24 protein-coding genes, 2 tRNA genes and 1 pseudogene are annotated in these 25,352 nt (G+C 66.6%); 10 read left to right on the top strand and 17 right to left on the bottom strand.

Annotated elements, in window-relative coordinates:
• Window positions 1–121: 121 nt before the first annotated feature.
• From cls to ABD164_RS11150, 3 genes are all read left to right on the top strand, one after another.
• The gene (cls, locus tag ABD164_RS11160) at window positions 122–1,591 is read left to right on the top strand and encodes a cardiolipin synthase (RefSeq protein WP_344296142.1); all 1,470 of its coding nucleotides are present in this window, start codon (window positions 122–124) and stop codon (window positions 1,589–1,591) included.
• A gap of 10 nt (window positions 1,592–1,601) precedes the next feature.
• A complete protein-coding gene (locus tag ABD164_RS11155) occupies window positions 1,602–2,897 on the top strand; it encodes a DUF2254 domain-containing protein (protein ID WP_344296141.1) in 1,296 nt (431 codons plus the stop codon).
• A 74-nt stretch (window positions 2,898–2,971) separates the two neighbouring features.
• Window positions 2,972–5,218 carry a helix-turn-helix transcriptional regulator gene (locus ABD164_RS11150; protein ID WP_344296140.1) on the top strand — a complete coding sequence of 749 codons (2,247 nt, stop codon included), beginning with the start codon at window positions 2,972–2,974 and terminating at the stop codon, window positions 5,216–5,218.
• Here ABD164_RS11150 and ABD164_RS11145 read toward each other — a convergent pair.
• Both ABD164_RS11145 and ABD164_RS11140 read right to left on the bottom strand, forming a co-directional pair.
• A complete protein-coding gene (locus tag ABD164_RS11145; RefSeq protein WP_344296138.1) occupies window positions 5,215–5,574 on the bottom strand; it encodes a carboxymuconolactone decarboxylase family protein in 360 nt (119 codons plus the stop codon). The two genes, ABD164_RS11150 and ABD164_RS11145, sit on opposite strands and share 4 nt — an antisense overlap.
• 15 nt (window positions 5,575–5,589) lie before the next feature.
• The gene (locus ABD164_RS11140) at window positions 5,590–6,747 is read right to left on the bottom strand and encodes an AI-2E family transporter (RefSeq protein WP_344296136.1); all 1,158 of its coding nucleotides are present in this window, start codon (window positions 6,745–6,747) and stop codon (window positions 5,590–5,592) included.
• Window positions 6,748–7,360: 613 nt separating this feature from the next.
• On the opposite strand from ABD164_RS11140, the gene ABD164_RS11135 reads away from it, so the two are divergent.
• The 3 genes from ABD164_RS11135 to ABD164_RS11125 all read left to right on the top strand — a co-directional run bounded on the left by ABD164_RS11135 (window position 7,361) and on the right by ABD164_RS11125 (window position 9,834).
• Window positions 7,361–8,620: a DUF2252 domain-containing protein gene (locus ABD164_RS11135; RefSeq protein ID WP_344296134.1), complete on the top strand. Its 1,260-nt coding sequence runs from the start codon at window positions 7,361–7,363 to the stop codon at window positions 8,618–8,620.
• Window positions 8,621–8,672: 52 nt separating this feature from the next.
• Entirely contained in the window at window positions 8,673–9,236 is a 564-nt protein-coding gene (locus tag ABD164_RS11130; RefSeq protein WP_344296132.1) for a potassium channel family protein, read from the top strand.
• Window positions 9,237–9,315: 79 nt separating this feature from the next.
• Complete coding sequence (locus ABD164_RS11125; protein ID WP_344296131.1) at window positions 9,316–9,834, top strand: hypothetical protein; 519 nt, start codon at window positions 9,316–9,318, stop codon at window positions 9,832–9,834.
• Window positions 9,835–9,897: 63 nt separating this feature from the next.
• Here ABD164_RS11125 and ABD164_RS11120 read toward each other — a convergent pair whose 3' ends face one another.
• Window positions 9,898–10,767 (bottom strand): YhjD/YihY/BrkB family envelope integrity protein, encoded by an 870-nt coding sequence (locus ABD164_RS11120; protein WP_344296129.1) that lies wholly within the window; start codon window positions 10,765–10,767, stop codon window positions 9,898–9,900.
• A gap of 273 nt (window positions 10,768–11,040) precedes the next feature.
• Between ABD164_RS11120 and ABD164_RS11115 the strand changes: the two genes are divergently transcribed.
• From ABD164_RS11115 to ABD164_RS11105, 3 genes and pseudogenes are all read left to right on the top strand, one after another.
• A complete protein-coding gene (locus ABD164_RS11115; protein WP_344296127.1) occupies window positions 11,041–12,642 on the top strand; it encodes a DUF1254 domain-containing protein in 1,602 nt (533 codons plus the stop codon).
• 190 nt (window positions 12,643–12,832) lie between these two features.
• Window positions 12,833–13,324 carry a YggT family protein gene (locus ABD164_RS11110; RefSeq protein WP_344296125.1) on the top strand — a complete coding sequence of 164 codons (492 nt, stop codon included), beginning with the start codon at window positions 12,833–12,835 and terminating at the stop codon, window positions 13,322–13,324.
• 39 nt (window positions 13,325–13,363) lie between these two features.
• Window positions 13,364–13,801, top strand: a pseudogene (locus ABD164_RS11105) (type VI secretion protein); the annotation flags it as partial.
• Here the strand turns inward: ABD164_RS11105 and ABD164_RS11100 are convergent.
• The 6 genes from ABD164_RS11100 to ABD164_RS11075 all read right to left on the bottom strand — a co-directional run bounded on the left by ABD164_RS11100 (window position 13,725) and on the right by ABD164_RS11075 (window position 17,645).
• Window positions 13,725–14,630 carry a tyrosine-type recombinase/integrase gene (locus tag ABD164_RS11100; protein ID WP_344296124.1) on the bottom strand — a complete coding sequence of 302 codons (906 nt, stop codon included), beginning with the start codon at window positions 14,628–14,630 and terminating at the stop codon, window positions 13,725–13,727. The pseudogene ABD164_RS11105 and the gene ABD164_RS11100 sit on opposite strands and share 77 nt — an antisense overlap.
• 46 nt (window positions 14,631–14,676) lie before the next feature.
• Window positions 14,677–14,814, bottom strand: coding sequence for a hypothetical protein (locus tag ABD164_RS11095; RefSeq protein WP_344296122.1), 138 nt, complete (start codon window positions 14,812–14,814; stop codon window positions 14,677–14,679).
• Window positions 14,814–15,047, bottom strand: coding sequence for a helix-turn-helix domain-containing protein (locus ABD164_RS11090; protein WP_344296121.1), 234 nt, complete (start codon window positions 15,045–15,047; stop codon window positions 14,814–14,816). Before ABD164_RS11090 ends, ABD164_RS11095 begins: the two co-directional genes overlap by 1 nt.
• Window positions 15,048–15,217: 170 nt before the next feature.
• Window positions 15,218–15,291: transfer RNA gene (locus tag ABD164_RS11085), tRNA-Ile, on the bottom strand.
• Window positions 15,292–15,301: 10 nt separating this feature from the next.
• Window positions 15,302–16,558, bottom strand: a complete 1,257-nt coding sequence (locus ABD164_RS11080; RefSeq protein ID WP_344296118.1) for a glycosyltransferase — start codon at window positions 16,556–16,558, stop codon at window positions 15,302–15,304.
• A 172-nt stretch (window positions 16,559–16,730) separates the two neighbouring features.
• Complete coding sequence (locus ABD164_RS11075) at window positions 16,731–17,645, bottom strand: DMT family transporter (RefSeq protein WP_344296117.1); 915 nt, start codon at window positions 17,643–17,645, stop codon at window positions 16,731–16,733.
• 40 nt (window positions 17,646–17,685) lie between these two features.
• Here ABD164_RS11075 and def point away from each other — a divergent pair, with 40 nt between their 5' ends.
• A complete protein-coding gene (gene def / locus ABD164_RS11070) occupies window positions 17,686–18,252 on the top strand; it encodes a peptide deformylase (protein WP_344296116.1) in 567 nt (188 codons plus the stop codon).
• Window positions 18,253–18,327: 75 nt separating this feature from the next.
• Here the strand turns inward: def and ABD164_RS11065 are convergent, their stop codons facing one another.
• The 8 genes from ABD164_RS11065 to ABD164_RS11030 form a co-directional block, all read right to left on the bottom strand.
• The gene (locus ABD164_RS11065) at window positions 18,328–18,633 is read right to left on the bottom strand and encodes an AzlD domain-containing protein (RefSeq protein ID WP_344296113.1); all 306 of its coding nucleotides are present in this window, start codon (window positions 18,631–18,633) and stop codon (window positions 18,328–18,330) included.
• Window positions 18,630–19,361 carry an AzlC family ABC transporter permease gene (locus tag ABD164_RS11060; RefSeq protein ID WP_344296296.1) on the bottom strand — a complete coding sequence of 244 codons (732 nt, stop codon included), beginning with the start codon at window positions 19,359–19,361 and terminating at the stop codon, window positions 18,630–18,632. The genes ABD164_RS11065 and ABD164_RS11060 overlap by 4 nt, the downstream gene beginning before the upstream one ends.
• 61 nt (window positions 19,362–19,422) lie before the next feature.
• Window positions 19,423–19,495: transfer RNA gene (locus ABD164_RS11055), tRNA-Asn, on the bottom strand.
• A gap of 90 nt (window positions 19,496–19,585) precedes the next feature.
• Complete coding sequence (locus ABD164_RS11050; protein ID WP_344296111.1) at window positions 19,586–20,602, bottom strand: NAD(P)-dependent oxidoreductase; 1,017 nt, start codon at window positions 20,600–20,602, stop codon at window positions 19,586–19,588.
• 13 nt (window positions 20,603–20,615) lie between these two features.
• On the bottom strand, window positions 20,616–21,473 hold the full coding sequence (locus tag ABD164_RS11045; protein WP_344296109.1) for an ABC transporter ATP-binding protein: 858 nt from the start codon (window positions 21,471–21,473) through the stop codon (window positions 20,616–20,618).
• Window positions 21,473–23,161 carry an ABC transporter ATP-binding protein gene (locus ABD164_RS11040; RefSeq protein ID WP_344296108.1) on the bottom strand — a complete coding sequence of 563 codons (1,689 nt, stop codon included), beginning with the start codon at window positions 23,159–23,161 and terminating at the stop codon, window positions 21,473–21,475. Before ABD164_RS11040 ends, ABD164_RS11045 begins: the two co-directional genes overlap by 1 nt.
• On the bottom strand, window positions 23,158–24,231 hold the full coding sequence (locus tag ABD164_RS11035; RefSeq protein WP_344296106.1) for an ABC transporter permease: 1,074 nt from the start codon (window positions 24,229–24,231) through the stop codon (window positions 23,158–23,160). Before ABD164_RS11035 ends, ABD164_RS11040 begins: the two co-directional genes overlap by 4 nt.
• A gap of 1 nt (window position 24,232) precedes the next feature.
• On the bottom strand, window positions 24,233–25,312 hold the full coding sequence (locus tag ABD164_RS11030) for an ABC transporter permease (RefSeq protein WP_344296294.1): 1,080 nt from the start codon (window positions 25,310–25,312) through the stop codon (window positions 24,233–24,235).
• Between the last annotated feature and the right edge of the window lie 40 nt (window positions 25,313–25,352).

Genomic DNA, 25,352 nt, shown 5'->3' with positions numbered 1-25,352 from the left:
GGACCGATGCACTACGACGTGGGGTGCCCGACTCGGGCCCTGCCCGACGTGGATCTGGCATGAGGCGGACGCGAGCCGTGAATCCAACCGACACAAGGTCCTCGGCACGAAGCGCGCGCTCATGAGCGAGCAGTTCCCCATCATCGCCGGCATCGTGGTGGTGCTCGATTTCGCAATCCGCATCGCCGCGCTCTTCATCGTGCCCCGAGGCCGCAAACCGACCGCGGCGATGGCCTGGCTGCTCGCGATCTTCCTGATCCCCTTCGTGGGCATCATCCTCTTCCTCCTCATCGGCAACTCGAAGCTCCCGAAGAAGCGGAGGGAGCGTCAGGACGAGTTGAACCGGATCATCAAGGAGAAGGCCGAGGGTGTCGACCTCGTCACCGACCGCTCCACATGGCCCGATTGGTTCGCCGCGCTCGTGCGACAGAACCAGGACCTGGGCGCATTGCCCGCCGTCGGCGGCAACACCGCCTCGCTGATCGGCGACTACGAGGCGTCGATCGATGCGATGGCCGACGAGATCGACACCGCGGCACGATTCGTGAACGTCGAGTTCTACATCGCCTCGTTCGACGCGACGACGAAGGGCTTCTTCGGGGCAATGGAACGCGCGGTCCAGCGCGGCGTGCAGGTCCGCCTCCTCATGGACTTCATCGCATCGAGGAACGTGGCCGGGCATGAAGAGACCGTGGCGGAACTCGATCGGATCGGAGTGCCGTGGAGCTACATGCTGCCGGTCCGACCGTTCAAGCGTCAGTACCAACGGCCGGATCTCCGCAATCACCGCAAGCTGCTCGTCGTCGACGGGCACGTCGGTTTCATGGGTTCGCAGAACCTCATCGACCGCACGTACAACGCTCCGAAGAACCTCAAGCGCGGGCTGAAGTGGCAGGAGTTGGTGACCCGTGTCACGGGCCCGATCGTGCCGGCGATCAACGGGGTGTTCCTCTCCGATTGGTACACCGAGACCGGCGAACTCCTCGGCGACGAAGCACACCTGCGCGCCGTCGATGTGCCGGCCGAGACATCCGATCGGGCGCTTGTGTGCCAGGTCGTGCCGAGCGGTCCCGGTTACGACGACGAGAACAACCTGCGCCATTTCCTGACACTGGTCACCTCCGCCCAGCGGAAGGTGATCATCACGAGTCCGTACTTCGTGCCCGACGAGGCGATGATGTATGCGATCACCTCGGCGTGCAAGCGAGGCCTCGACGTACAACTGTTCGTCTCGGAGATCGGCGACCAGGGTTCCGTGTGGCACGCGCAGCGGTCGTACTACGAGCCATTGCTTCGCGCGGGGGTGCAGATCTGGCTCTATCCGGCGCCGTTCATCCTTCATTCGAAGCATCTGTCGATCGATGAGGAGGTCGCCGTCATCGGCTCGAGCAATATGGATATCCGCTCGTTCGCGCTCAATGCCGAGGTGACGCTTCTCGTCCGCGGTCGATCGTTCGTCGAGCAGATGCGCGCCGTCGAGCAGGGCTACCGCGACGCCGGCCGCAGACTCACGCTCGAGGAGTGGGAGAAGGAGCCCGCGTCGGCCACGTTCCTCGATGGGGTCGCCCGGCTCACCTCCGCGCTGCAATAGAAGGAGGGCCATGACCTGGCGAACTCGTTTCCGCCGAAAGGAGAACATCCTCGAGGGGCTTTGGGCCATCCCAATTCTCGGGGCGCTGGCGGGTGTGATCCTCGGCTCGGCCGTGTCGATCGTTGATGGCCTTCTGATCACTCCGTTCCTCTGGCAGTACTCACCGTCGACGGCAAGCGCCGTGTTGACCTCGATTGTGGGTGCCACGGCAGCGCTCACCGGCTTCGTCGTCACCGTCACGGTGCTCGTGGTGCAGATGGCGACCGGGACGTTCTCGGCGCGCATCATGCGTCTCTGGTATCGCGATCCCCTGTTGAAGGCGACGCTCGCGATTCTCGTCGGCACTCTGACGTTCTCATTCGCGGTGCTCTCGCGGATCGGCGACGACTTCGTGCCGAACCTCGGTGTCACGTCGTCTGGCGCCCTGGTCGCACTGTGTCTCCTCGTCTTCATCGTCTTCTTCGATCGCTGCATCCGCCGACTCAGGCCGGCAGCGGTCGCTGCGGATGTCGCACGCACGGCTCGCGCGACATTCAGGCAGACGTTGCGCCTCGCCGACCGACCGGACATCCGATGGGACTACGCCTCGATGCGCGCGGATCCGTCGCTCATCGTGCGGGCGAACCGTGGCGGCGCCATCCAGGCCATCGACCCCGACGGGCTGGTCGTATGGGCCCGTACGCATGGCTCCGAACTCGTGCTGCCCCATCCGGTCGGTGATTTCGTGCACACCGGCGAACCGGTCGTGCTCGTGTTCGGAGGCGAGTTCGGAAGCAGCGCAGCCGCCGAGCTCGAAGGGATGATCGCCCTGGGCGACGAGCGCACATTCGATCAGGATCCGACGTTCGCCCTGCGGATGATGGTCGACATCGCCAACAAGGCGCTCTCGCCGGCCGTGAACGATCCGACGACCGCCGTGCAGGTGCTCGACCACATCGGGGACGTTCTCGGATTGGTCGGCCGGACGGACCTCGAGTTGCGAACGAAGACCACCGGACCCGGTGTACCGGCCGCAGTCGTCATCGTGACACGGCGTTGGGAGGACCTCGTGATGCTCGGTCTCACGGAGATCCGCGAGTTCGGGGCAACGTCGGTGCAGGTCGTGCGACGACTCCGCGCGGTGCTCGAGGAGCTCCTTGCAACGGTGAGGCCAGAGCACCGGGCGGCGATCGAGGAGGAACTCCGTCGCCTCGACGCGACCGTCATGAGCGTCTGGCGCACTTCGGTCGACCTCGATCGCGCGTGTGGAGCGGATCGCCAAGGTCTTGGCGGAGTCGGGCAGGAATCCCCTGGCCGTGGCGAGTAACGACCGCCGGAAACGGATGGCGGCCCCTGTTCAGGGCTATTGAGCGCGACCTTCCGAACAAATAGGCTGCGATCGTGCTTGAAGATGCCCCGGCGCTGCACATGTCGGAGGTCGAGCTTGAACGTCAAATGCTCGACGCGAAACTCACCGCTCCCCGACCCGGTCGTCGGAGTTCGGTCAGTCGCGCCGCCATCATTGACGCCGCGCGATCCGGAGACCGGCGCGTTGTCGCCGTCACAGCGCCGGCCGGATACGGAAAGTCGACACTCCTGGCGCAATGGGCGCACACCGAAACCCGTCCGGTCGCATGGGTGTCGCTCGACCGCTTCGACGACGACCCGATCGCGCTCCTCGTAATACTCGCGTCGGCGTACGACCGGAGCACGCCCGACACGGAGCACCTCGCAGATATCGTGCGCAGACACCGCGGTTCAGCCCTCGGCCGTGCTGCACCCTTGGTGGCCACGGCCTTTCGAACGAGTCCCGCGCCGTTCGTACTGATGCTCGACGACCTCCAGGAGCTGCAGGATCCCGCGTGCCACGACGTCCTGAGCGTCGTGATCGCGGGGATCGCGCCCGGGAGCCAGCTGGTGACGGCGAGCAGAGCTGAGCAGCCGCACCTGGCCCACGCGCGGGCGTCTGGCGATTCGTTGGAGATCACCGCCGCCGATCTCGCACTCGATGCGGCCGGCGCAGCTGCAGTCTTCGCCGATGCGGACCTGACACTCAGTCCCGAGGCGGCCAGAGAGCTCGTCGAGCGCACCGAGGGGTGGCCGGTCGGGGTCTTCCTCGCCGCCGAGATCACCCGCGATGGCGGAACTCTGGATATCTCAGGAGACGATCGCTTCATCGCCGACTACCTGTACCAGGAATCGCTCATGAACCTCCCTGAGCATCAGCAGCGGTTCATTCGCCGAACCGCGGTGCTGCATCGCCTGTCCGCCCCGCTGTGCGACGCGATCCTCGGCAGCGATGACGCGCAGGTCGTCCTGCACGAACTGGCAGCATCCAATGTGTTCCTCGTTCAACTCGACCGTCGGCGAGAGTGGTATCGGTATCACGATCTCTATCGGGAGTTCCTGCTCGGCGAACTGAACCGCGTGGAGCCCGACATGGCAGCCGAGCTGAAAGTTCGCGCCGCAGAGTGGTTCGAGGAGCACCAGGCGCCCGCCGTTGCAGTCGAGTACCTGCTCGAGGTTCCGAGCGAACGGAAGCGAACGAATCACCTGGTTGCCGCCACCACGCTCGAGGTCTACCAGCTCGGGCAGCTCACGACTGTTCAGCGTTGGTATCAGACGATCGGAGATCGCGCGATCGAGGAATACCCTCCGCTCGCGGTATTCGCAGGGTGGATCACGGCGCTGGCGGGCCAAGCGGACGACGCGGATCGATGGGCAGCCGTGCTGGCCGACGCCGCATACGACCTTCCGCCCGACGACGGCTCCGCATCCTTCGATTCCGACCGGGCGATGCTCAGGTCATTCATGTGCGCGGCAGGACCAGCGCAAGCGATGGAGGATGCCCGATTCGCCGTCGCATCCGAATCGAATCTGAGCCCATGGCGCGATCAGGCGCTCATCCTTCTTGGTGAGGCTCATCTGCTCGCCGGGGACCGTGACCAGGCGGAGGCCGCCTTCAGAGAGGGCACGGCGGTGGCGTTGGCTCATGGCAATACCGACGGTGTCGTACTGAGCGAGTCGGAGATGGCGCTCCTCACGATGGACGACGGCCGATGGGTCGAGGCAGCAGGGCACGTCGACACCGCGCTGGAATCCATCGACGAACACGGGTTGGACGACTATTCCGTCTCGGTGATGGCATTCGCCATGGCAGCACGATTCGCGCTCCACCGAGGCGACATGCCGGCGGTTCACCGACAGCTCACTCGCGCCATGCGGGCTCGCCCGGCGTGCACGTTCGCGATACCGTACGTCGCAGTGCGCGCGCGCTTGCAACTCGCGAAACTGCACTGGGCCCTCAACGACCACACGGCCGCGCATCACCTGCTCCGAGAGGTCGAGGACATCTTGGTTCGACGACCACAACTCGGCGCGCTCGTCGATCAGGTCGAGGACTTCCGACGACAGGTCGCGTCGAGTGAACAGTCCGGCTGGAAGGGCGGTCCGCCATTGACACCGGCGGAGCTCCGGCTCCTCCCGTATCTCCAAACCCACCTCTCGCTGCGCGAGATAGCGGAGCGACTCTACGTCTCGCGGAACACGGTGAGCTCGGAACTGGCCAGCATCTACCGCAAGTTCGACGTATCAAGGCGAGCTGAAGCGGTACAACGCGCCACTGAGGCCGGCCTACTCGGCGCTTAGGTCCTCCATCCGCCGTCAACCGCTCCCCTGTCGCTCCCCTCATCAAGGTTGTAACCGAGCGCCATCGCCAGCTGGGGCGCGGCGACGACCGCTCGAGGAACACCCACGATGTCGATGATGCCGGTGAGCACATCCACCATCTCAACGGCCGTGGCTCCAGCACTCACCGCGGCATCAGCCAGTGAACCGAACGATGGCTCGGCGCCGCCCATCGCGACGAGAGCCGCGATCCTGGCGAGAGCCAGTGCTTTGGCATCGAGCACAGATGCGCCACCTGTGCCGACGCCTTCGGCGCTGGTCTCTCCCAGTCTCTCCGCGTTGATCGCCAAGCGACGCAACCGTTCGGTGTAGTCCACGATCTGCCTCCCCGCCTACTGGTGGGCAGAGCGAGACGCTTCAGGCGAGATCGCGCGAGCCTCACGTGGGGTCGGGCCGGGCGGCGTGTCCGCCGGAACTCCATTCGGCTTCACGATATTTCGAGACATGCGCTCGGCCTTGGCGTCGGCGTCGAATCTCGCCATTGCCTCCTTCGTCTCGTCGAGTTCGCCGAGCAGCGGGCGGATCCAGCTCATCTGCGGGTTCGAGTCGACGAGGATGAGGCGCACGAGGAGCGTCAGCGGAATTGCGAGGATCGCGCCGATCGGGCCGATCACGACGGCCCAGAACAACACCGAGAAGAACGTGATCGTCTGGCTCAGGTTCACAGCCTTGCCGATGACGCGCGGCTGGATCACCGATTGGATGACGCCGTTGATGACGGCGTACACGACGATGACGATCACGACCATCGGCCACCCGCCGACCAGTGCGGCGAAGATGATCGGCGGAATGAGCGCGAGGAAGTACCCGACGTTCGGGATGAACGAGCAGACGAACGCGAGCAGACCCCAGATGAAAGCGCCTGGCACGCCGATGATGACCAACGCGATCCAGTCGACCACGCCCTGGGCGAGCCCGAGCACTGTGGTCGCCACCATGTATCGACGCACGTTCGCGCCGTACGTCACGAGGGAGGCGACGACGAGCGGGCGTGCCGGATACAGCTGCTTGAGCAGCGTCGGAACGAAGGCGGCGTCCATGCCCATGAGCAGCAGCATGGTGAACACGATGACGAGGAGCGAGGTCAATCCCGTGATGCCGCCGATCAGACCCCCGACGAACCCGACCACCGTCGACGGGTCGAAATTCGCGGAGAGGTCGGCGACCTCGCCGGAGGCGACGCCGATCGATGCAAGCCAGGCCGCGACATCCTGCCCGAACGCGGCGATCTGGTCGCTGAACTCCGCCAGCAGTGCACCGAACTGCCCGAACGCGACCAGCATCGCGTACCCGAGCGCGAGGAGCAGACCGATGACCGTGACGATCACCGCCCCCGTCGCGATGCCGCGGGAGACGCCGTGCTTCTCGAGCAAGACGCGCAACGGGTGCACACAGATCGTCAGCACGACGCCGAGGAAGAACGGGGCGAAAACGCCGGCGATCGCCGCAAGACCGAAGGCCGCGATGGTCGCCCCTCCGAGTCCCATCATGATGAACGCGTTGCGATGCGCATTCGGCGGCTCTGCAAGCGCCGGAACGTACGTCCGGTCTCCCCCACTCGGCGCTTCCTTCGAACGCTTCCTGCTCCACCGCATGATGTCTCCGATCTCGGTTCATGGGTTCGCCGCTCACGATGCAGCCGGTCCCTGACCAAAGCCCCATCGCGCTCGCCGACGACGGTAGCCACCGCTCCGAATGTCCGAATCACTTAAAGAGTGTGATGCCGCTGGTGGACCCGCCGGATGTACTGATCGCGGCCTACAGCCAGGCAAGACCGCACTCCGACAGCTGACAACCCGGTGAGATCGAACCGGTCCGGACCCACGAGGGGCGGGACCAGGATCGACCGGAATCACAGGACAGCTGGGCCCGTTGCATCGGAGTCGCTGACGGATCGGAGCTCTCGGAATGACCATTCAGACTCCAGCGAGCGTTCGGAGTGCATCCGACGTGGTTCCGCCGAGAGCCGGCGACTTCGCCGCTCGTGCAGCGGACGGCCGAGACCCTCGCAGGCGCACGCCTCGCTCTGCCCACGAGGGCTGGATGGCCCCGCCCACGCGGCCCGATCCGGTCGCCCTGCTCGAGGAGCAGGCGACGACCCGGGTGCCCGAACTGGTGCCGATCCGGCATGCGCGCATGCTTGTGTCGCCATTCACCTTCTACCGCGGTGCGGCGCTGCTGATGGCGGCCGATCTGGCAGGAACACCGGTGTCCGGGATCACGACCCAGATCTGCGGGGACGCGCACCTGTCGAACTTCGGCGTCTTCGGCACGCCCGAACGGACCCTCATCTTCGATATGAACGATTTCGACGAGACGCTGCCAGGGCCGTGGGAGTGGGATGTCAAGAGGCTCGCGACGAGCTTCGAGGTTGCCGGCCGGAGTCGTGACTTCACCGACGAACAGCGCCGAGAGATCAACCTCACCGTCGTGCGCGGCTATCGCGAGCGGATGCTGCAACTGGCCGAGGCCCGAGTACTCGACGCCTGGTACGACCGGCTCGACGCAGACCGGATCCTCGATGTGATCACAGCCGGGCAGTCCAAACGCACCGTGGACAAACTGGCGAAGCGCACCGACGCCGCACTCGCGAAGGCACGCACGAAGGACAGCACTCGCGCAGTCGCCAAGCTCGTGGAAGTGATCGATGGCGAGCTCCGGATCGCCGCTGACTCCCCGCTCATCGTTCCGATCGAGCAGCTCCTCCCTCAGGGCCGAACGAGGGACCAGGAAGAGGAATGGATGCGGGAGGTGCTCGCCACCTACCAGTCGACGCTGCAGCCGCAGAATCATCCGATGCGTGAATACTCGTACGTGCACATGGCACGCAAAGTCGTGGGCGTGGGCAGCGTCGGCACGCGCGCGTGGATCGTCCTGCTGCGCGGTCGCGACGATGCAGACCCGCTCCTCCTGCAGGCCAAGCAAGCCGAGGCGTCAGTGCTTGAGCGATTCCTGCCGCCGAGCAGATACGAGAACCACGGCGAACGCGTGGTCAGGGGGCAACGTCTGATGCAGGCAGCCAGCGACCTCTTCCTGGGCTGGCGCCGCGAGCCCGGCGTGGATGGGATCGAACGCGACTTCTACATTCGGCAACTGCACGACTGGAAGGGCTCCGCCGACGTCGACACGATGAATGCCGCGACGGCCAAAGCCTACGCGCACATCTGCGGTGAGACCCTCGCGCGAGCCCATTCGCGTGCAGGCGACCGTGTCGCCATCGCCGCATATCTGGGACGGAGCGACCGCTTCGACCATGCGATCGCCGCGTTCGCTCGCGACTACGCCGACCAGAACGATCGTGACTACGCGGCCTTCGCCGATGCGGTGGCATCAGGCCGCCTCGAGGCAGCCGAGCCGGCGTGAGCAGGCTCGCCGAGGACGCACAGACGACGCACAGCTGGGAGCGGAGGGCGAGATGACCGGGACGACCACATCCGACATGTCGCGTGCCGAGCGCCGTCGGTTCATCGTGCGCGGGTTGTTCCAGGCCCTCATCATGGCCGTCATCCTCGTGACCCTGTACTTTCTGGCGCCACTCACCTGGATCGACGGAGTACCCATGTCCGTCGTTCTCGTGCTGGCCCCGCTGGTGCTGGTCGCCGTGTCATGGTGGCAGATCCGTGCGATCCTCCGCTCGCCGCAGCCGGGACGTCGCGGGATCGTGGCACTCGCCGTCATCGTCCCCCTGTACCTCCTGCTGTTCGCGGCCACATACTTCCTGATGGCACGCGACGACCCCGCGAGCTTCAGCACCGATCCACTCACTCGCGTCGATACCCTGTACTTCACCGTCACCGTGTTCTCCACGGTCGGCTTCGGCGACATCAGCCCGGCCAGCGAGCCCGCGCGTGTCCTCGCCATGATCCAGATGATCTTGAACCTGGTCGTGCTGGGCGCCGGCGTCCGACTGCTCACCGCCGCGGTCCAACGGGGGCGCGCGGCCAAGGACATTGATGCCGGCGAAGGAGACGAAGCATGACTCCGCAACGGCGACCGGAGCGCCCCTGCGGGTCACGCGGTTTGATCGGATCACGCACTCCGTGCGTGGGCGACATTCGGTGCCCACCACCTGGCGCACCAAAATCGGGGGTGCTCCAACCGGACGCACCCGGATCGGAGAAGTCACCATGCATGGAACCAGAACAACCGCCGCACTCGCCTTCGCAGCTGCACTCGTGCTCTCGGGCTGCGCCCTATCGGGCTGCGCCGCCGATGGCACCGCTCCCACTTCGGTCGCCGATGCGTGCGCGACGATTCAGGATGCGCTGCGCGACCTGTCGAACGGCGCGCAGAACGCACTTGCGTCGGCCGACGATCCCGCCGAGATCCAGGCGACCCTCGAGGGGTACAGCCAGCGCGCAGGAACGTTGGCCGAGAAGGCCGACAACCCCGACGTAGCCGACACCCTTGAAACGCTTGACATGAAGCTCAGCGATGCGGCGGTGGCGGTCGGCACGCTTCCGACCGACGCAGAAGGTGAACTCGACGTCGACGCGATCGCAGAGCAACAGACGGAGATCCAGGAGGCGGTTGCGAAGATCAGCGCAGCGTGCGCCAATCAGCAGCCTGAAGGCTGAGTCCGGCGCCGTATCGCTGCGCAGGTGCTCGCCCGAATGCGTGGACCCCGTCGCGGGCTGGGCTCATGGCAGGCCCCTGTGTGTCGATGTACGAGCTTCGGCCGCCTCACCTGAGCGGCTCCACAACTGCCCGATCAAGGCCAGGTGAATGACCCGGCCGATGGTCACCGCGATCAGGAGCACCGACATCAGCACGAACAGCCAGCCGATATACGAGAAGGCGAGTCCGAGTACGCCGAATTGCTCGGCGGACGCAGCGAGTGCCCCCGGCAGATACCCGCGCCCCACAACTGTGGCCACGGCGAATCCGAGCCCGGCGAGCACCGATCCCGGCAGAAGCGCCCGCAGGCTGATGCTGCGGTTGACCACGACCCATGACGCGATCCACCACAGTGCGCTCCAGATCGCTGCCTCGAGGATGAACTCGAGCACCGAGATGGCATCTGTGCCCCGCACGATGTTGCGAGTCGCGACTACGACGAGCAACCCGATGACGATCGCGACGATCCCGGCGACCCAGCGCCACGCGAAGCGGATGCCGGCCTTCGGCGTCTTCCAGATCCTCAGGAAGCAACGCTCGAGCGCGCGGGCGAAGGATGTCGCGGCAACGATGAGCAGCAGTGCGGCGATGACTTGCGTGAGCGTCACGCCCTCGACCTGCTGAGGCATGGACTGCTGCACCAGGTCTGCGGTGCGATCATCGAGGCCGAGATTGTTGGCGACCAATGAGTTCGCCTCTGGATTCAGGCTTCCTCGCAACGAGCCGGCGACGATCAGAACCGGAAGGATGGAGGTGAACGCCTGCGCTGCGAGCGTCATCGCTCGATCGAACAGTTCGAGTTCACGGATGTCTCGGAGCGCGCGCATCACGAAGCGCCCGGCGACCGAGCGCACGCCCGCCCGCGCCAGTCGGTTCACCGGCAACTGAGCCATCGTTTCCTCGAAACTCGTGCGTCGAGCTGATCACTGGGTACGTGACCGTTTGCTCGATATGCGGAACGTCACACCGCCGCCCCCGCTCAACTCGTGAGAGAAGCGGCCTACTGCTCAGAGTTTCCCAGGCACGGACGCGTCCCTTCATTTGAATTGTGTGATCCTCTGCACGCACGGTGTTCGACGCGACTCCCATCCCCCGCACGGATTCGTCGCTTCGTACAGATGGAATGAAACGTCGCTGCGAGGTTGGTGGGACTCTCCCAACGAAAGATGCCGCGCAGGCGCGCTCGGGCCTGCTGCCGCACAGACCGAAGGGGGAAGCTCATGAACAACAGGGAGCATGACTGGCGAAACGATCTCGCCGTTGCGGATCGGCTCGAGACGCGCCTCGGAACGATGGAGTTCACCGACGGGGCTCCATCGTCTGAGACAGTCGAGAACGTCTTCGACCAGCTCGACCTGTTGCATGCCGTCAACGCGTTCACGAACGGATATCAGGTCGCCTCGATGACCGCCTTGCGAAAAGGCTTCCAGAGTGCGGGGGTCGCCGACAACGAGGTCCTGATGTTCGACGTGATGAGCTCCGAGTCGCTCTTCCTCACCGCGAACGCCGATACGGTCTACTACCTCTCGTTCATCGATCTGAGCTCGGGGCCGATGGTGGTCGAGACAGCACCCGAATCGATCGGGATCTTCGACGACATGGCGTTCAACTGGATGATCGATTTCGGGTTCCCCGGTCCCGATCGCGGGGCGGGCGGCCGGTTCCTCCTCCTGCCTCCCGGGTACGCGGGCGACCTCCCCGACGACGGGTTCTATGTCGGGCGGGAATCACGCACGGACCACGCCCTCATGCTCGGTCGCGCCTTCATGACGAACAGCGACCCTGGACCGATCGTCGATCTGATCAAGCAGAGCTTGAAGATCTACCCGTACGCGCCCGGAGGGGCGGGGACCGCCGTCGCGACCCTGCTCGAGGGGAAGGTTCGCCCTGGGACGGCCGCGGAGATCCCGGACACGACCTTCGTGCATGGGACCGGCAAGGCGTTCAACACGATCCCATTCACCGACGCACGGTTCTTCGATCAGGTGAACGAATTCGTCCAGGATCAGCCGCTCGGGTTCCTCGACCCCGAGATCATGGGTCAGTTCGAAGCGATCGGGATCGTCAAGGGCGAGAAGTTCGACCCCGACGCTCGGATGCGGGCGATCCTCGACGAGGCCGCCGCGATCGGCACAGCGATGTCCCGGACCGTGATGTTCAACAGCGAACGCAGTGGGATGCAGTACTACCCCGGATCAGCGTGGATCGCCCTGCTGTTCGTGGGCGGGTACAACTTCGAGACACCACCGCCGATGGTCACCACCGAGGGCATCGTCCCGTTACCGGCGACCGGTTCGCGCAAACTGCACTCGCGCACGACGTTCTTCTACGGGTACACGGGCATCACGCCCGCGATGTGCATGCGGCTGACCGGGGTCGGCTCGCAGTACCTCATCGCGTACAGGGATTCTCAGGGGGCCTACTTCGAAGGCGGCGCCCACTACACGGTCACTCTCCCGCCCGGTATCCCGCAGGAGCGGTTCTGGTCCATGACCCTCTACGACACCCAGACGCGGTCGATGTTGCAGACTCCCCAACTGTATCCGCGCGCAGGAAGCCAGAACTATCCGACGCCCGCGGCCGAGGCCGAGCCGGACGGCTCAACGACGTTGCACTTCGCGCCGACCAAGCCGGATGGCGTCCGGGACGGGAACTGGATTCAGACCGATCCGGAGCGAGGCTTCTTCGCGTGCATTCGGCTGTACAGCCCGTTGCAAGGGTTCTTCGACAAGAGCTGGCAGATCGGCGAGATCGACCGTATCGACTAGGGGTTTCCATGAACATCATCAACGAGCCGAGCTCACCCGAGCACCCTCCGTTCAGGCCGGACGGGCGGGTGGCGCATTCGCTCACATCATCTCGGTCGGCGAACCATGAACTCGGGGGAACCATGAACACGGAGCAGTCCCATCGGATTGATCGTCGCAGCGGACGGGGCCAGCGCGAAGGCCACGGCTCATGACCGCCGCTGCAGCGGCGCCGCCACCCGCCGTGAAGGCGCCGTGGTATCTCACCGTGTTGCGAGCAAGTGCGTGGCTGCTGTACACGTGGGTCGTCGTCGGTGTGGTCTCACTGACCCTGCGGGTGTTCCTCCTCCTGTTCGGCGCCAACCCAACAGCGGACTTCTCGGCCCTGGTATTGCGCGTGTCGGACTCCTACCTGCAACCGTTCCGCGACATCTTCCCGCCCCGCCCGGTCAGCGAGACGAGCTACCTCGACGTGTCCGCGATCTTCGCGATCATCGTCTATGGACTCTTCGCCGGCCTGGTCAGCGCCGGCATCGCTGCGCTCAGCAGGCATGTCATCCGCGCAGAGCAACGGCAACGCGACGAACTTGCCCGACAACTACTGACGCAGCAGGCGGCCGACTCAATGGCTGCAGTGCCACCGGCGGGAGCGCCATCAGCCCCGTATCGCCTACCTGATGATCAGGAGCGCCCGCCGATCTGATGCCGTTGCCCACGATGCGCGACATTAGGTTCACGCGTCATCGACGGCGGCGGATTCTGGGAAGTCAAGACCCGCACCGCCCTCCAAGCGCTCCTCCACGCCGCAGCGCTCGACCACCGCCCAGCCGCCGAGCTCTACCGGTGGACCCTCGACCCAGCCGCAGCCCACGACGCCGTCGCAATCCTGCTCGGCAACTCCGCCGCCGCGACCGGGTGGGGCGACTCACTCCAGGCCATGCTCGAAGCCGACCCCCGCACCCGCGACTCGATCTGGCAAGGCGTGTCTCTCTCACTTGGCGCCCTCGCCGACCCCCGCTTGCTCGACGCCGTCTCCCCCGGCGACGGCGAAGCATTCGACCCCGAAGGATTCCTCCGCAGCAACGGCACCCTCTACCTGCACGCTACCGGCGCCGGGGCGAACAACTCCGCCGCGCTCGTCGCCGCGTTCGTCGAAGACCTCCCCGCAAACGTACGGCGCCAGTTCCGGAAGATCCTCGAGCTGGCCGGCCTCGCCGATGCGGGGATCTCGCCGCATGCGTTCCGTCGGACAGGGTGAGGGGTGTGTTGTTCTTCGAGAAGAAGAGCAGATGCTCAGGCTCAGCATCGGCCGGAAGCAAGGCGAGCCGCCGCCGAAGCACCTCGGCTGCGAACAACGGGATCGGCACGAGCCGATTCGATTCCTTCGTCTTTGGCTGCTCCCGCCGGTACACCGGCATCCCGCTGCGCTGGATGATCGTTCCGCAGATCTCGACCCGCGGCGGGTCCGCCGTCACATCGACGTCGCATTTCCGCAGCGCGAGTGCCTCACCAATACGAGTCGCCGTACCGAGCATGACCTCGATGAGATCGCGCACCTGCCCATCCGGTCGAGGCCCGAGCCAATGCGTATCAGTGCCGAACTCCCGCGCCGCCGTCCGGATCGCCGCCAGCTCTTGGGGAGTGAGGGCCTTCGGAACTCGCTTGGGCTTCTTCAGTTGCGACGTCTCTTTCACGGGATTCCGATCGAGGAGCCCTTGCCGCACGCCGAACGCCAGGACCATGCTCAGCGTCGTCTTCGAATGCTTGGCCATCGAGAATGACCGCTGCCGCTGTTGCTTCAGGTACCGCTCGATTCGGCCGACGGTGATTTCGCGCACCGCGAAGTCAGCGAAGAACGGCAGCACGCTGCCCCGGGGCTGGCGCTCGTAGGTCTCTTTCGTGCTCTCAGCACGGTCGACGTCCAACCGTAGATCGTCCAGCCATGCGTCGGCGAGGTCCGTGAACTTCGAGTCGGGGGTGAGCGAGCCCTGCGTGCCGGCGTGCCGCATTCGCTCCTGCAGATCGAGCTTCAGCGCGGTGACCGCCGCGTTGCGGCTATCCCCTGTCGCCGACCTGGCGCGTCTGCCCGTCCCAGTCGCGGAACCGGGTCAGCGCGCGGAACCGTCCGCGCGCTGACTCGGTCGTCTGGATGCTGCCGTAGGTGCCGATCGCCAACCGGGGACGGCCGGCCATCAACCCTCGCCTCCGACAGCAGGCACGGCTTGCGGCTCGTGAATCCCGTCCAGCCAGTGGATGACGTCGGAGACGCGGTAGCGGATCTCCCGGCCGACCCGCATGCCGGCAGGTCCGCGTCCGTCGGTGCGCAGGTCGTAGATGGCCTGCACGTGCACGCCGAGGTATTCGGCGAGCTCGCTCGTGGTCAACATGGGCTCGAGGCCGAGCCCGGAGAGGCGTTCGCTGTTCATACGACGAAGGTGTTCGAGGCGAACCCAACTCGGTCGAGTACGGTCGACCACGCTGACCGGAGCACGCCCATTTCGGCGCGCGCGAACGAATAAACGTTGGATCAACGTTGACGACATCAAGTCCCTGCCCTCTACTAGAGGCAAGAAACCCTGATCAAGTCGAATTACGGTAGGGCGGACGGGACTTGAACCCGTGACCGATGGATTATGAGTCCACTGCTCTGACCAGCTGAGCTACCGCCCCGCGCGCCGCGTCACTCGGGAAGCGCCGCCGGCGCGACATAGGTGACCGGGTCGGTCACCGGCTTTCCACGATACAGGCTCTCGAACGTCGAGAGCGTGCGCTGGATGTCGTGGGCGGCGATCAGCCTGATCGACCCGTCTTTGAGCGCGCGGTACTCGTCAGGAGATGCCTCGAGCACGTGGCGCAGCTTGGCGGCGAGGTCTTCGGGGCTCGAGGGCTCGAAGAGGTACCCGTTCTCGCCGTCATGCACCAGGTGTGGCAGCGCCATGGCGTTCGCGGCGACGACCGGCAGTGCCGACGCCATCGCCTCCATGGTCACGATGCTCTGCAGCTCGGCGATCGAGGGCATCGCGAGCACCGAGGCTCGGTGGTAGGCGTCGCGAAGCTCGTCGTCGGTGACGTAGCCGGTGAACGTCACGCGGTCGGCGATGCCCAGCTCGGCTGCGAAGTGCTCGAGGTTGCGCTTCTGATCGCCACCGCCGACGATCTCGACCTTGGCATCGAGCTCTGCGGGCAGCAGGGTGAGCGCGCGCAGCAGCACGTCGATCTGCTTCTCGCCAGTGACCCGGCCGACGAAGAGGATGCGGTTCTCGGTTCGCTGCTCCCAGTTGGGCGAGTACTTGTGCGCGTCGATGCCGCACGAGATCGCGTGTACGCCCGACAGCCCGGTGTGCTTCTCGAGAAACTGTGCGGCCTTGCGCGTCGGGGTCGTCACCGACTCGGCACGACCGAACGTGCGTCGCGCGGCCTTCCAGGCCAGCCCGACCGCCCAGTCCTGCCACGCCTTGGGCAACAGGGTGAACTCGAGCATGTTCTCGGGCATGAAGTGGTTGGTGCCGACGATGCGGATGCCCCGTTTCTCGGCTTCGATCGAGAGGCCACGCCCGGTGATGATGTGCGACTGGAAGTGCACCACATCGGGCTTCACCTCGTCGAGCACGCGGGCGCTGTTCTGCTTGATGCGCCAGGGCAGAGCGAACCGCAGCCAGTCGTGCGGGTACCAGCGCCAGCTGTAGAGCCGGTGCGCGATGATCTCCTGGCCCTCGTGGATCTCTTTCCACGTGCCGTGCTTGCGGTTCGCCGCAGGCGCCACGACGTGCACCTCGTGCCCGCGCTCGACGAGCCCTGCGGCGAGGCGCTCGGCGAAGCGGGCCGCGCCGTTCACGTTGGGGGCGAAGGTGTCGGCGCCGATCAGGATGCGCAGCGGGCGCTCGGTCTCGGAGTCGCCGGCGCCGGCGGGGGTACTCGCACCGGGGGTGTCAGACACGTGGTGTTGTTCCTCACAGTTCTTGGGGGCGGGACGATCGGTCCCGTCGAGCACGGCGGCGCGCAGAGAGGCGCTCACGGGGCTTCATCCGAAGATAGTCTACGCAGCGCGGCGCCGTGCGTGCTCACCATGCATGTCGCCGGACCAGCGGCGAAGGGCGGCCGATCTTCGCTCAGAGTCGAGTCTGCGGGTGGTTCTTCGCGAGCTGGAACACGCCCCAGACCGCGATCGCGCCAGAGACCACGTAGACAGCGATCGCCCACGGCGGCGCTTGCGAGGCCTCGCCCAGCACCACGATGCCGATGACCACCGCCACGAGTGGGTCGACCACGGTGAGGCCGGCGATCACGAGGTCGGGCGGGCCCGACGCGTACGCGTTCTGCACGAAGTACGCGCCGAGCGCCGTCGCGAGCAGCAGGCCGAGCAGGCAGGTGAACGTGAGCCACTCGAATTCGCCCTGCTCGATGCGCCCGAGCACGACCTTGGCGAGGGTCGCGACGAAGCCGTACAGCACGCCCGCCATGATCACGTAGTAGATGGCCCGAATGCTCGTTCGGAAGAGCACGAAGGTGATGCCTGCGACGGCCAGCACGACCGCGAGGATGATCAGGATCACGATCAGCTGACGGTCGGTGACGGGTTTGTCGACCGCGGTGAAGGCCGCGACGCCGACGAAGAGGAACACGCCGCCGACGCACATGATGATCGCCGTGATCGACTTGCGCTTCAGTTCGACGTGGTTCACCCGCGAGTTCACGATCGAGGTGATCACGAGCGCGATCGCGCCGAGTGGCTGCACCACGATGATCGGCGCGAAGTACAGGCTCGACAGCTGGAAGACGATCGCGAGCCCCAGCATGAGCGTGCCGAGCACCCACGACGGCCGTGCGAGCAGCAGCGCGAGCTGCCTGCCGTTCAGGCCCTTGCCGAGCGTGTCGGCGGTGTGCGCCTCGACCTTGACGACGCCGCGGTGCTGGAACTGCGCGCCGAGCGAGAGGAAGACCGCACCGATCAACGCGAGCGGGATGCCGATGAAGGTCGACGGGTCGAGCGGAATCTGCTCGACGAGATCATTCAGCGGTTCCACGCAACGACCCTACCCGCTGACCGGCCGATATCCTTGCCGAATGGCCGTGCTCCCCATTCGAATCACCGGCGATCCGGTGCTGCACTCCCCCGCTCTGCCCATCGACACCATCGACGACGAACTGCGCACGCTCGTCGCCGATATGTTCGAGACGATGGATGCCGCTCCGGGAGTCGGTCTCGCGGCACCGCAGGTCGGCGTGGGGCTTCGCCTGTTCACGTACGGCTGGGTCGACGACGACGGAACGCGCTGGCGGGGCGTCGCGATCAATCCCGAACTGTGGATCACCCCGCCGCCTGCCGGCGAGGCCGACGATGTTGAGGAGTCCGAGGGCTGCCTGTCATTCCCGGGCGAACGGTTCGGCCTGCGACGGGCCGAGCGCGCGATTCTGCGCGCAACCGATCTTGAGGGCTCGCCGTTCGAGATCGAGGCCGAGGGCTGGCTCGCCCGCATCTTCCAACACGAGTACGACCACCTCGACGGCACGCTCTACGTCGACCGCCTCGGCGAACGCGATCAGAAGCTCGTGCAGAAGCTCAGCCGCAAGCTCGGCTGGGGCAAGCCGGGCGTGCAATGGCTGCCCGGCGTCGACGACCTCGAGGGCTGATGGGCCGCGCACCGCACCGGTGGCAGTGATCGGATGACCCGTGCGCCGGGTATGCGGCCGAGCCGGGACATCCGCTCAGGTGAACGCCCTGATGCCCGCGGCGACCGCGGCGGCGACGAAGACCACGACCACGAACGGCACGCGCAGCGCGTAGAGCGCCGCTGCGACGATGACCGCGGGAACGCGCGCGTCGATCACGATCGACGAGCCCTCGCCGAGTGTCTGCACCGCGATGAGTGCGGCCAGCAGGGCGACGGTGAGCAGGTCGGCGATGCGCGCGGGCCGCTCGCGTTCGAGGAACCCGGCGGGCACGAGATGGCCGGCGAGCTTCAGGGCGAGCGTCGCAGCCGATGCGATGAGGATGATGTGCCAGGTCGTCATGACTCGCTCCTGCGGCGGAACAGGTCGAACCAGCCGACCACGACGGCGACGACCGCGGCGACGAGCACCGGCAACCCGGGCATGAGCACGGGGGTCATCAGTGTGGCGACCACGGCTGCGCCGACGGCGACCGCCCCGGCCTGAACGCGCTTGAGACGGGGCCAGAGCAGCCCCAGGAACGCCGCGGCGGCGGCCGCGTCGAGCCCCCAGGCCCGCGTGTCGCCCATCGCGTCGCCGATGAGCGCGCCCACGAAGGTGGTGATGTTCCAGCCGACGAAGACGACGATGCCGGTCACCCAGAACCCGATGCGGGCCGAGCGATCGTTCGACTGTGCGAGTGCCACCGCGGTCGACTCGTCGATCGTGACCCATGCGGCGGCGACGCGACGCCACATCGGCGACGTCTGGCCGGTGGCCGGCGGCCCCTCGAGGATCGGCTTCATGCGCATGCCGTAGACGACATTCCTGATGCCCAGCATCGCCGCGGTCGCGATCGCCGAGCCGCCGGCGGCGACGCCACCGCTCGCGAGCACCCCGACGAGGGCGAACTGCGACCCGCCCGTGAACATCACCAGACTGAGAAAGCAGGTCTGCCAGATGTCGAGGCCCGCCGCGACTGCGAGGGCACCGAACGAGATGCCGTACACGGCGGTCGCGAGCCCGACGGCGAGACCGTCGCGCACGGCAGTGTCGCGCAGTGCGACGCCCGGCTCCGGAGCATCGGACAACCCGTTCACCGCGCCTCCTGAATCGACGAAGGCCGCCCGATCGCCCGGACGGCCCTGTTCGCTCCCCCACTTGGACTCGAACCAAGAACCTATCGGTTAACAGCCGATTGCTCTGCCAATTGAGCTATGGAGGATCGCTTTGCAGCATCGATACTCTAGCAAAGGGTTGCGCTGATCCCAATTCGGCGGGCGCCCCGGTACGCGGCGCCCGACGTATGCCGCGATCAGTATCCGACCGACGGGTCGATGCGGCCGACGAAGTCGCCGTCGGCGAGGAACGCCCGCACGTTGACGGCCACGCGTTCGGCGAACAGCGGGGCGGTCATCTCGTCGGTGTCGGCGACGTGGGGCGTGATGATGCAGTCGGGTGCCGACCACAGCGCATGCCCATCGGGAAGCGGCTCGGGGTCGGTCACGTCGAGGCCGGCGCCACCGAGTCTGCCCGACTCGAGCGCCTCGAGCAGCGCCTCGGTGTCGACGAGCGCTCCGCGGGCGACGTTCACGAGGATCGCCCCCGGAGCGAGCCTCGCGAGCTCAGCGCGGCCGATGAGTCGGTGCGATGCGTGCGTGAGCGCCGCGGCGACGAAGACCACCGCGGCACCGTCGAGCGCTTCGCCCAGCCGGGTGCTGGGCAGGGTCCTCGCCGCGCCGGGCACAGCCGTGTGCTGGCGCCGTACGATCGTCGCGTCGACGTCGAACGGGCGGAGCAGGCGCAGCAGCTCGAGGGCGATGCCGCCCGCTCCGACGATGACGACGCGTGCGCCGTACAGGCTGCGGCCGACCTCGTCGGCCTGCCAACTCGTCGCGCGGATGCGACGCGGCAGCACCCGCATCAACGCGAGCGCGAGGGTGAGCGCGTGTTCGGCCACCGGCTGGGCGTAGGCGCCCTTCGCGCTCGTCCACACCCTGCCGTCGTCGCGGACGGTCTGCAGAACCCCCGAGAACGCGTCGACGCCGGCCCACGGCAACTGCACCCAGCTCACGGCCGGGTGTGCGTCGAGCACTGCCGCGAGTTCGTCGGCACCGGATGCCGCGACCCACACGATCCCGCGCGTCTCGGGCGAAAGCGGGGCGAGGGTGCCGCCGCCGCGGCGCACGGCGTCGGCCACGACGGCGTCGGGGGTCGGCAGGATGGCGATCGGCCCCGGTTCGACCGCCGTGCTGGGCGGCGTCGCGCCGCCCGGCGCCCCGGCGACAGCACGATGCCGCACGTTCGGTTCACTGTTCGGGTCGTGCGTCATCACGAGTCTTGCGTCATGACGGGGCGTCGGAAGCGAGGTCGTCGATGATCGCGTGGCCGTCGTCGAGTGCCCCGGCGAGGGCCTTGACGTAGGGATGGTGCGGGTCGTGGAACACGTCGTCGATCGTGCCGATCGCCGCGAGTTCGCCGCGATCGAGCACCGCGATGCGGTCGGCGATGCTGCGCAGCACCGGCAGGTCGTGGCTGATGAGCATCGCCGAGAACGCGTGCTGCTCGCGCAGTTCGCCGATGAGCTGCGCCACGACGTCGCGCACACTGAGGTCGATGCCTGCGGTCGGCTCATCGGCGATGAGCACCGACGGCCCGAGCACGAGCGCGCGCGCGAGCGCGACTCGCTGCCGCTGGCCGCCGCTCAGTTCGTAGGGGTAGCGCTCGAGCATGCTGAGCGGCAGCCGAACCCCGTCGAGCATGGTCGCGACCCGGGTGGCCAGCGCACGCCGGTTGTAGCGATGGTCGCGTTCGAGGATGGGCTCGGCGATGATCTCGGCGACGCTGAGGTCTGCCGGCAGCATCGACGAGGCTCCCTGCGGCATGTACCCCACGTGGAACCGGTACTCGGCGAGCTTGCGCTTCGGCATGCGCCGCAAGCCCTGGCCGAGCACGCTGACGTCGCCGCCGGTGATCACCGGGCGCACGTCGCCTCCGCGCGGCTCGAACGCATCGCCCGAGAGCACTTTCGCGAGCGTGCTCTTGCCGCTTCCTGCGCTGCCGAGCACGCCCAGCACCTCACCCGGCGCGATCGTCAGCGTCAACCCGTGCAGTGCGACATGGGCCGGGCTCGGGCCGTGCGGCGGGTACTCGAGCGACAGGTCGCTCAAGACGATCGGGTAGCCGTGCGCAGCACGTGCCATCAGTCGGCCTCTCGCAACCGCCGCAGCTGCTCGCGCCGTTCGGCCTGCGCGACCGGGTCGGGCACCGGCAGCGATGCCAGCAGTCGCTGCGTATACGGGTCTTCGGGCGCGCCGAGCACTTCGACGCCGGTGCCCTCTTCGACGAGAGAGCCGCGATACATCACCGCGATGCGATCGGCGAGCAGGTCGACGACGGCCAGATCATGGCTGATGAACAGCGATGCGAAGCCGAACTCGTGCTGGAGTTCCGCGAACAACTCGAGCACCCGAGCCTGTACCGAGACGTCGAGCGCCGAGGTCGGCTCGTCGGCGATGAGCAGTTCGGGCTCGAGCGCAAGCGAGCGCGCGAGGCTCGCGCGCTGCCGCTGGCCGCCGCTCAACTCGTGCGGGTAGCGATCGCCGTAGGCACGGGGCAGCTGCACCGCCTCGAGCAGTTCGTCGACGCGTCGACGGGCATCGTTGGAATCGCTCGCCCGACCGTGGATGACCAGCGGTTCGGCGACGCAGTCGGCGATCGTGAGCAGCGGGTTGAAGCTCGACGCGGGGTCTTGGAAGACGAACCCGATGCGACTGCGTGTCGGCCGGAAATCGCGCTCGCGAATGCCGTTCATCTCGTGCCCGAGCACCTTGAGCGAGCCGCCCGTCACCTTGGTGAGCCCGGCGATCGCACGGCCGATCGTGGTCTTGCCCGAACCCGACTCGCCGACGAGCCCGAGCACCTCGCCGGGTCGGATCACGAAGTCGACACCGTTGACGGCACGGAACCCCGGGCGTCCGAAGCGACCCGGGTAGACGATCTCGAGGCCCGACGCCTCGACGACCGGCGTCTGCTCGGCCCATCCCTCGGGGCGCGACTGCGCCCTGGCCATCGTCTTGGCGGTGCCCGTGCCGACATACGGCACTGCCGCGAGCAGCGCCTTCGTGTAGTCGTCTTTCGGCGACGCGAAGAGCGTCTGCGAATCGGCCTCTTCGACGACCTTGCCCTGGTACATGACCGCCACGCGATCGGCGAGGTCGGCGACGACGCCCATGTTGTGGGTGATCAGCACGATGCCCATGCCGAACTCGTCGCGGCACCTGCGCAGCAGATCGAGGATCTCGGCCTGCACCGTGACGTCGAGCGCGGTCGTGGGCTCGTCGGCGACGATGAGCCCGGGATCGAGGACGAGTGCCATCGCGATCACGATGCGCTGCTTCTGCCCGCCCGAGAATTGATGCGGGTAGTGGTCGATGCGCACGTCGGGGTCGGGAATGCCGACACGGCGCAGCACGTCGATGGCCTTCGCCCGGGCATCTTTCTTCGAGATGTCGGTGTGCGCTTGAAGACCCTCGACGATCTGCCAACCGACGGTGTACACGGGGTTCAACGCGGTCGAGGGTTCTTGGAAGATCATCGCGACGTCGGTTCCGCGCACGGATCGCAGCGTCTTCTTCGAAAGCGAGATGACGTCGTGCTCGGCGGTGCCCGCCTTGTTCGACAGGATGACCGCACCGCGCGTCGTCGCCGTCTCGGGCAGCAGGCCGAGGATCGTCTTCGCCGTGACGGTCTTGCCGCTGCCCGACTCACCGACGATCGCGAGCACCTCGCCCCGTTCGACCGACAGCGAGACGTCTTCGACCGCTTTCACGGCACCGGCGTCGGTGGCGAACGAGACGCCGAGGCCCTTGATGTCGACCACCGTGCTCACGGCTTGACCTCGATTCCATGCTCTTCGAACGATTCCCCGTCTTCGAGGCCCGCGAGCCCGCCCGGCCCTGCGTCGAGGGTGCCCCCGGGAACCACCGACGTCTCGGCGACCTCGCCCGCCGACTGCGCGACCCTGCGTCGGCCACGCAGACGCGGATCGGCGAGATCGTTGAGGCTCTCACCGACCAGCGTGATGCCGAGCACGGCGAACACGATCGCGAGGCCCGGGTACAGCGCGGTCCACCAGATGCCGCTCGACACGTCTGCGAGCGACTTGTTCAGGTCGTACCCCCACTCAGCACCCGACGTCGGCTCGATGCCGAAACCGAGGAAGCCGAGGCCCGCGAGCGTGAGGATCGCCTCGGACGAGTTGAGCGTGAAGATGAGCGGCAGCGTGCGCGTGGCGTTGCGCAGCACGTGGCGGAACATGATGCGACTACTCGACGCGCCGAGCACCTTCGCCGACTCGACATAGGCCTCTGCCTTGATGCGCACCGTCTCGGCCCGGATCACCCTGAAGTACTGCGGGATGAAGACGACCGTGATCGAGATCGCGGCTGCCACCACTCCGCCCAGAAGGCTCGACTGCCCGCCGGAGATGACGATCGCCACGACGATCGCGAGCAGCAGCGCAGGGAATGCGTAGATCGCATCGCAGATGACGACGAGCACCCGGTCGAGCCACCCGCCGAGGTAGCCCGAGAAGAGACCGAGCAGCACCCCCGCGAAGAGCGAGAGTATGACTGCGACGACGATGACGAGCAACGCGGTCTGCGCGCCCCACAAGACCCGCGACAGCACGTCGTAGCCGCCGACCGTTGTTCCCCATATGTGCTCGGGTGACGGTGGCTGCGAACTGCCGAACAAGCCCTGGTCGTCGCGCAGCTGGGCGAATCCGTACGGTGCGATGACCGGCGCCAAAATCGCCACCAGCACGAAGATCGCCGTGATCACGAGGCCGGCGACGAGCATGCCGCGCTGCAGTCCGACGCTCTGCCGCAGCTGGTGCACGACCGGGAGTCGGTCGCGGAGGAGGCGCTTGGGTGCGCGCTCGACGGTGTCGGTCGACATATCAGTACCTCACCCTCGGGTCGATGAGCGCCGCGATGATGTCGACGATGAAGTTCGTGATCGCCACGATCACGGCGAGCAGCACGACGATGCCCTGCACGGCGACGAAGTCGCGTGCCTGCAGGTACTCGGTGAGCTGGAAGCCGAGACCCTTCCATTCGAACGTCGTCTCAGTGAGCACGGCGCCGCCGAGCAGCAGGGCGATCTGCAGGCCCATGACCGTGATGATCGGGATGAGCGCCGGTCGGTAGGCGTGCTTGCGCACGAGCCGGTATTCGCTGACGCCGCGCGAACGGGCGGCATCGACGTAGTCGGTCGACAGAGTGCCGATGACATTGGTGCGCACGAGACGCAGGAACACGCCGGCCGTCAGCAGGCCGAGCGCGATTGACGGCAGCACGGCGTGGGCGAGCACGTCACCGAGCACGGCGGGATTGCCGGTCATGATCGCGTCGATCGTGTAGAAGCCGGTGTTGTTCGGCAGGGTCTCCATCTCGATCGTCGCGCCGGTCGAGGCGCGGCCCGAGACCGGCAGCACTTTGAGCCAGACCGCGAAGATGAGCTTCAGCAGCAGGCCCGAGAAGAAGACCGGCGTGGCGTAACAGAGGATCGCGAACACGCGAAGGCTCGCGTCTTGGCCCTTGTCGCGGTGATAGGCCGCGAGCAACCCGAACGGGATGCCGATGACGAACGCGACGATGAGCGAATAGAAGACGAGTTCGAAGGTGGCGGTGCCGTACGTGAGGAGCACTTCAGTGACCGGGCGGTTGTCGCTGATCGTCGTACCGAAGTTGCCGGTGAAGATCTGCCCGATGTACTCGATGTACTGCACGATCACGGGGCGGTCGAAACCGGCCTCGTGGATGCGCTCTTGGAGCTGTTCGGCGCTGAGACGGCCGCCGAGTGCCGCGGTGATCGGGTCACCGGTCGTTCGCATGAGCACGAACACCAGGGTGACGAGGATGAACACCGTCGGGATGATGAGCAGTGCGCGGATGAGGATGTAGCGGCCGAGGGTGCTGCCCGACGACGATCGTGATGGTCGTCGGGGTGTTTCGCTCGTGGCGGGGGCCGTCGTCATTGAGGTCAAGAGAAGCCAATCGGGGGTGGGCTCGAATGCG

Origin of the sequence: Agromyces neolithicus, from assembly GCF_039529735.1 — a bacterium.
In the GTDB taxonomy this organism is placed as follows: domain Bacteria; phylum Actinomycetota; class Actinomycetes; order Actinomycetales; family Microbacteriaceae; genus Agromyces; species Agromyces neolithicus.
Note: the sequence above shows the minus strand (reverse complement) of the source record. Positions and strands in the feature narration are given on the sequence as shown.

Excerpts from the sequence above, each read along its gene's own strand:
- cls (WP_344296142.1), top strand. The coding sequence starts at position 122 with ATGAGCGAGCAGTTCCCCATCATCGCCGGCATCGTGGTGGTGCTCGAT.
- ABD164_RS11155 (WP_344296141.1), top strand. The coding sequence starts at position 1,602 with ATGACCTGGCGAACTCGTTTCCGCCGAAAGGAGAACATCCTCGAGGGG.
- ABD164_RS11140 (WP_344296136.1), bottom strand. The coding sequence starts at position 6,747 with ATGATGGGACTCGGAGGGGCGACCATCGCGGCCTTCGGTCTTGCGGCG.
- ABD164_RS11130 (WP_344296132.1), top strand. The coding sequence starts at position 8,673 with ATGACCGGGACGACCACATCCGACATGTCGCGTGCCGAGCGCCGTCGG.
- ABD164_RS11120 (WP_344296129.1), bottom strand. The coding sequence starts at position 10,767 with ATGGCTCAGTTGCCGGTGAACCGACTGGCGCGGGCGGGCGTGCGCTCG.
- ABD164_RS11115 (WP_344296127.1), top strand. The coding sequence starts at position 11,041 with ATGCCGCGCAGGCGCGCTCGGGCCTGCTGCCGCACAGACCGAAGGGGG.
- ABD164_RS11110 (WP_344296125.1), top strand. The coding sequence starts at position 12,833 with ATGACCGCCGCTGCAGCGGCGCCGCCACCCGCCGTGAAGGCGCCGTGG.
- ABD164_RS11100 (WP_344296124.1), bottom strand. The coding sequence starts at position 14,630 with ATGCGGCACGCCGGCACGCAGGGCTCGCTCACCCCCGACTCGAAGTTC.
- ABD164_RS11095 (WP_344296122.1), bottom strand. The coding sequence starts at position 14,814 with ATGGCCGGCCGTCCCCGGTTGGCGATCGGCACCTACGGCAGCATCCAG.
- ABD164_RS11090 (WP_344296121.1), bottom strand. The coding sequence starts at position 15,047 with ATGAACAGCGAACGCCTCTCCGGGCTCGGCCTCGAGCCCATGTTGACC.
- def (WP_344296116.1), top strand. The coding sequence starts at position 17,686 with ATGGCCGTGCTCCCCATTCGAATCACCGGCGATCCGGTGCTGCACTCC.
- ABD164_RS11065 (WP_344296113.1), bottom strand. The coding sequence starts at position 18,633 with ATGACGACCTGGCACATCATCCTCATCGCATCGGCTGCGACGCTCGCC.
- ABD164_RS11050 (WP_344296111.1), bottom strand. The coding sequence starts at position 20,602 with ATGACGCACGACCCGAACAGTGAACCGAACGTGCGGCATCGTGCTGTC.
- ABD164_RS11045 (WP_344296109.1), bottom strand. The coding sequence starts at position 21,473 with ATGGCACGTGCTGCGCACGGCTACCCGATCGTCTTGAGCGACCTGTCG.
- ABD164_RS11035 (WP_344296106.1), bottom strand. The coding sequence starts at position 24,231 with ATGTCGACCGACACCGTCGAGCGCGCACCCAAGCGCCTCCTCCGCGAC.
- ABD164_RS11030 (WP_344296294.1), bottom strand. The coding sequence starts at position 25,312 with ATGACGACGGCCCCCGCCACGAGCGAAACACCCCGACGACCATCACGA.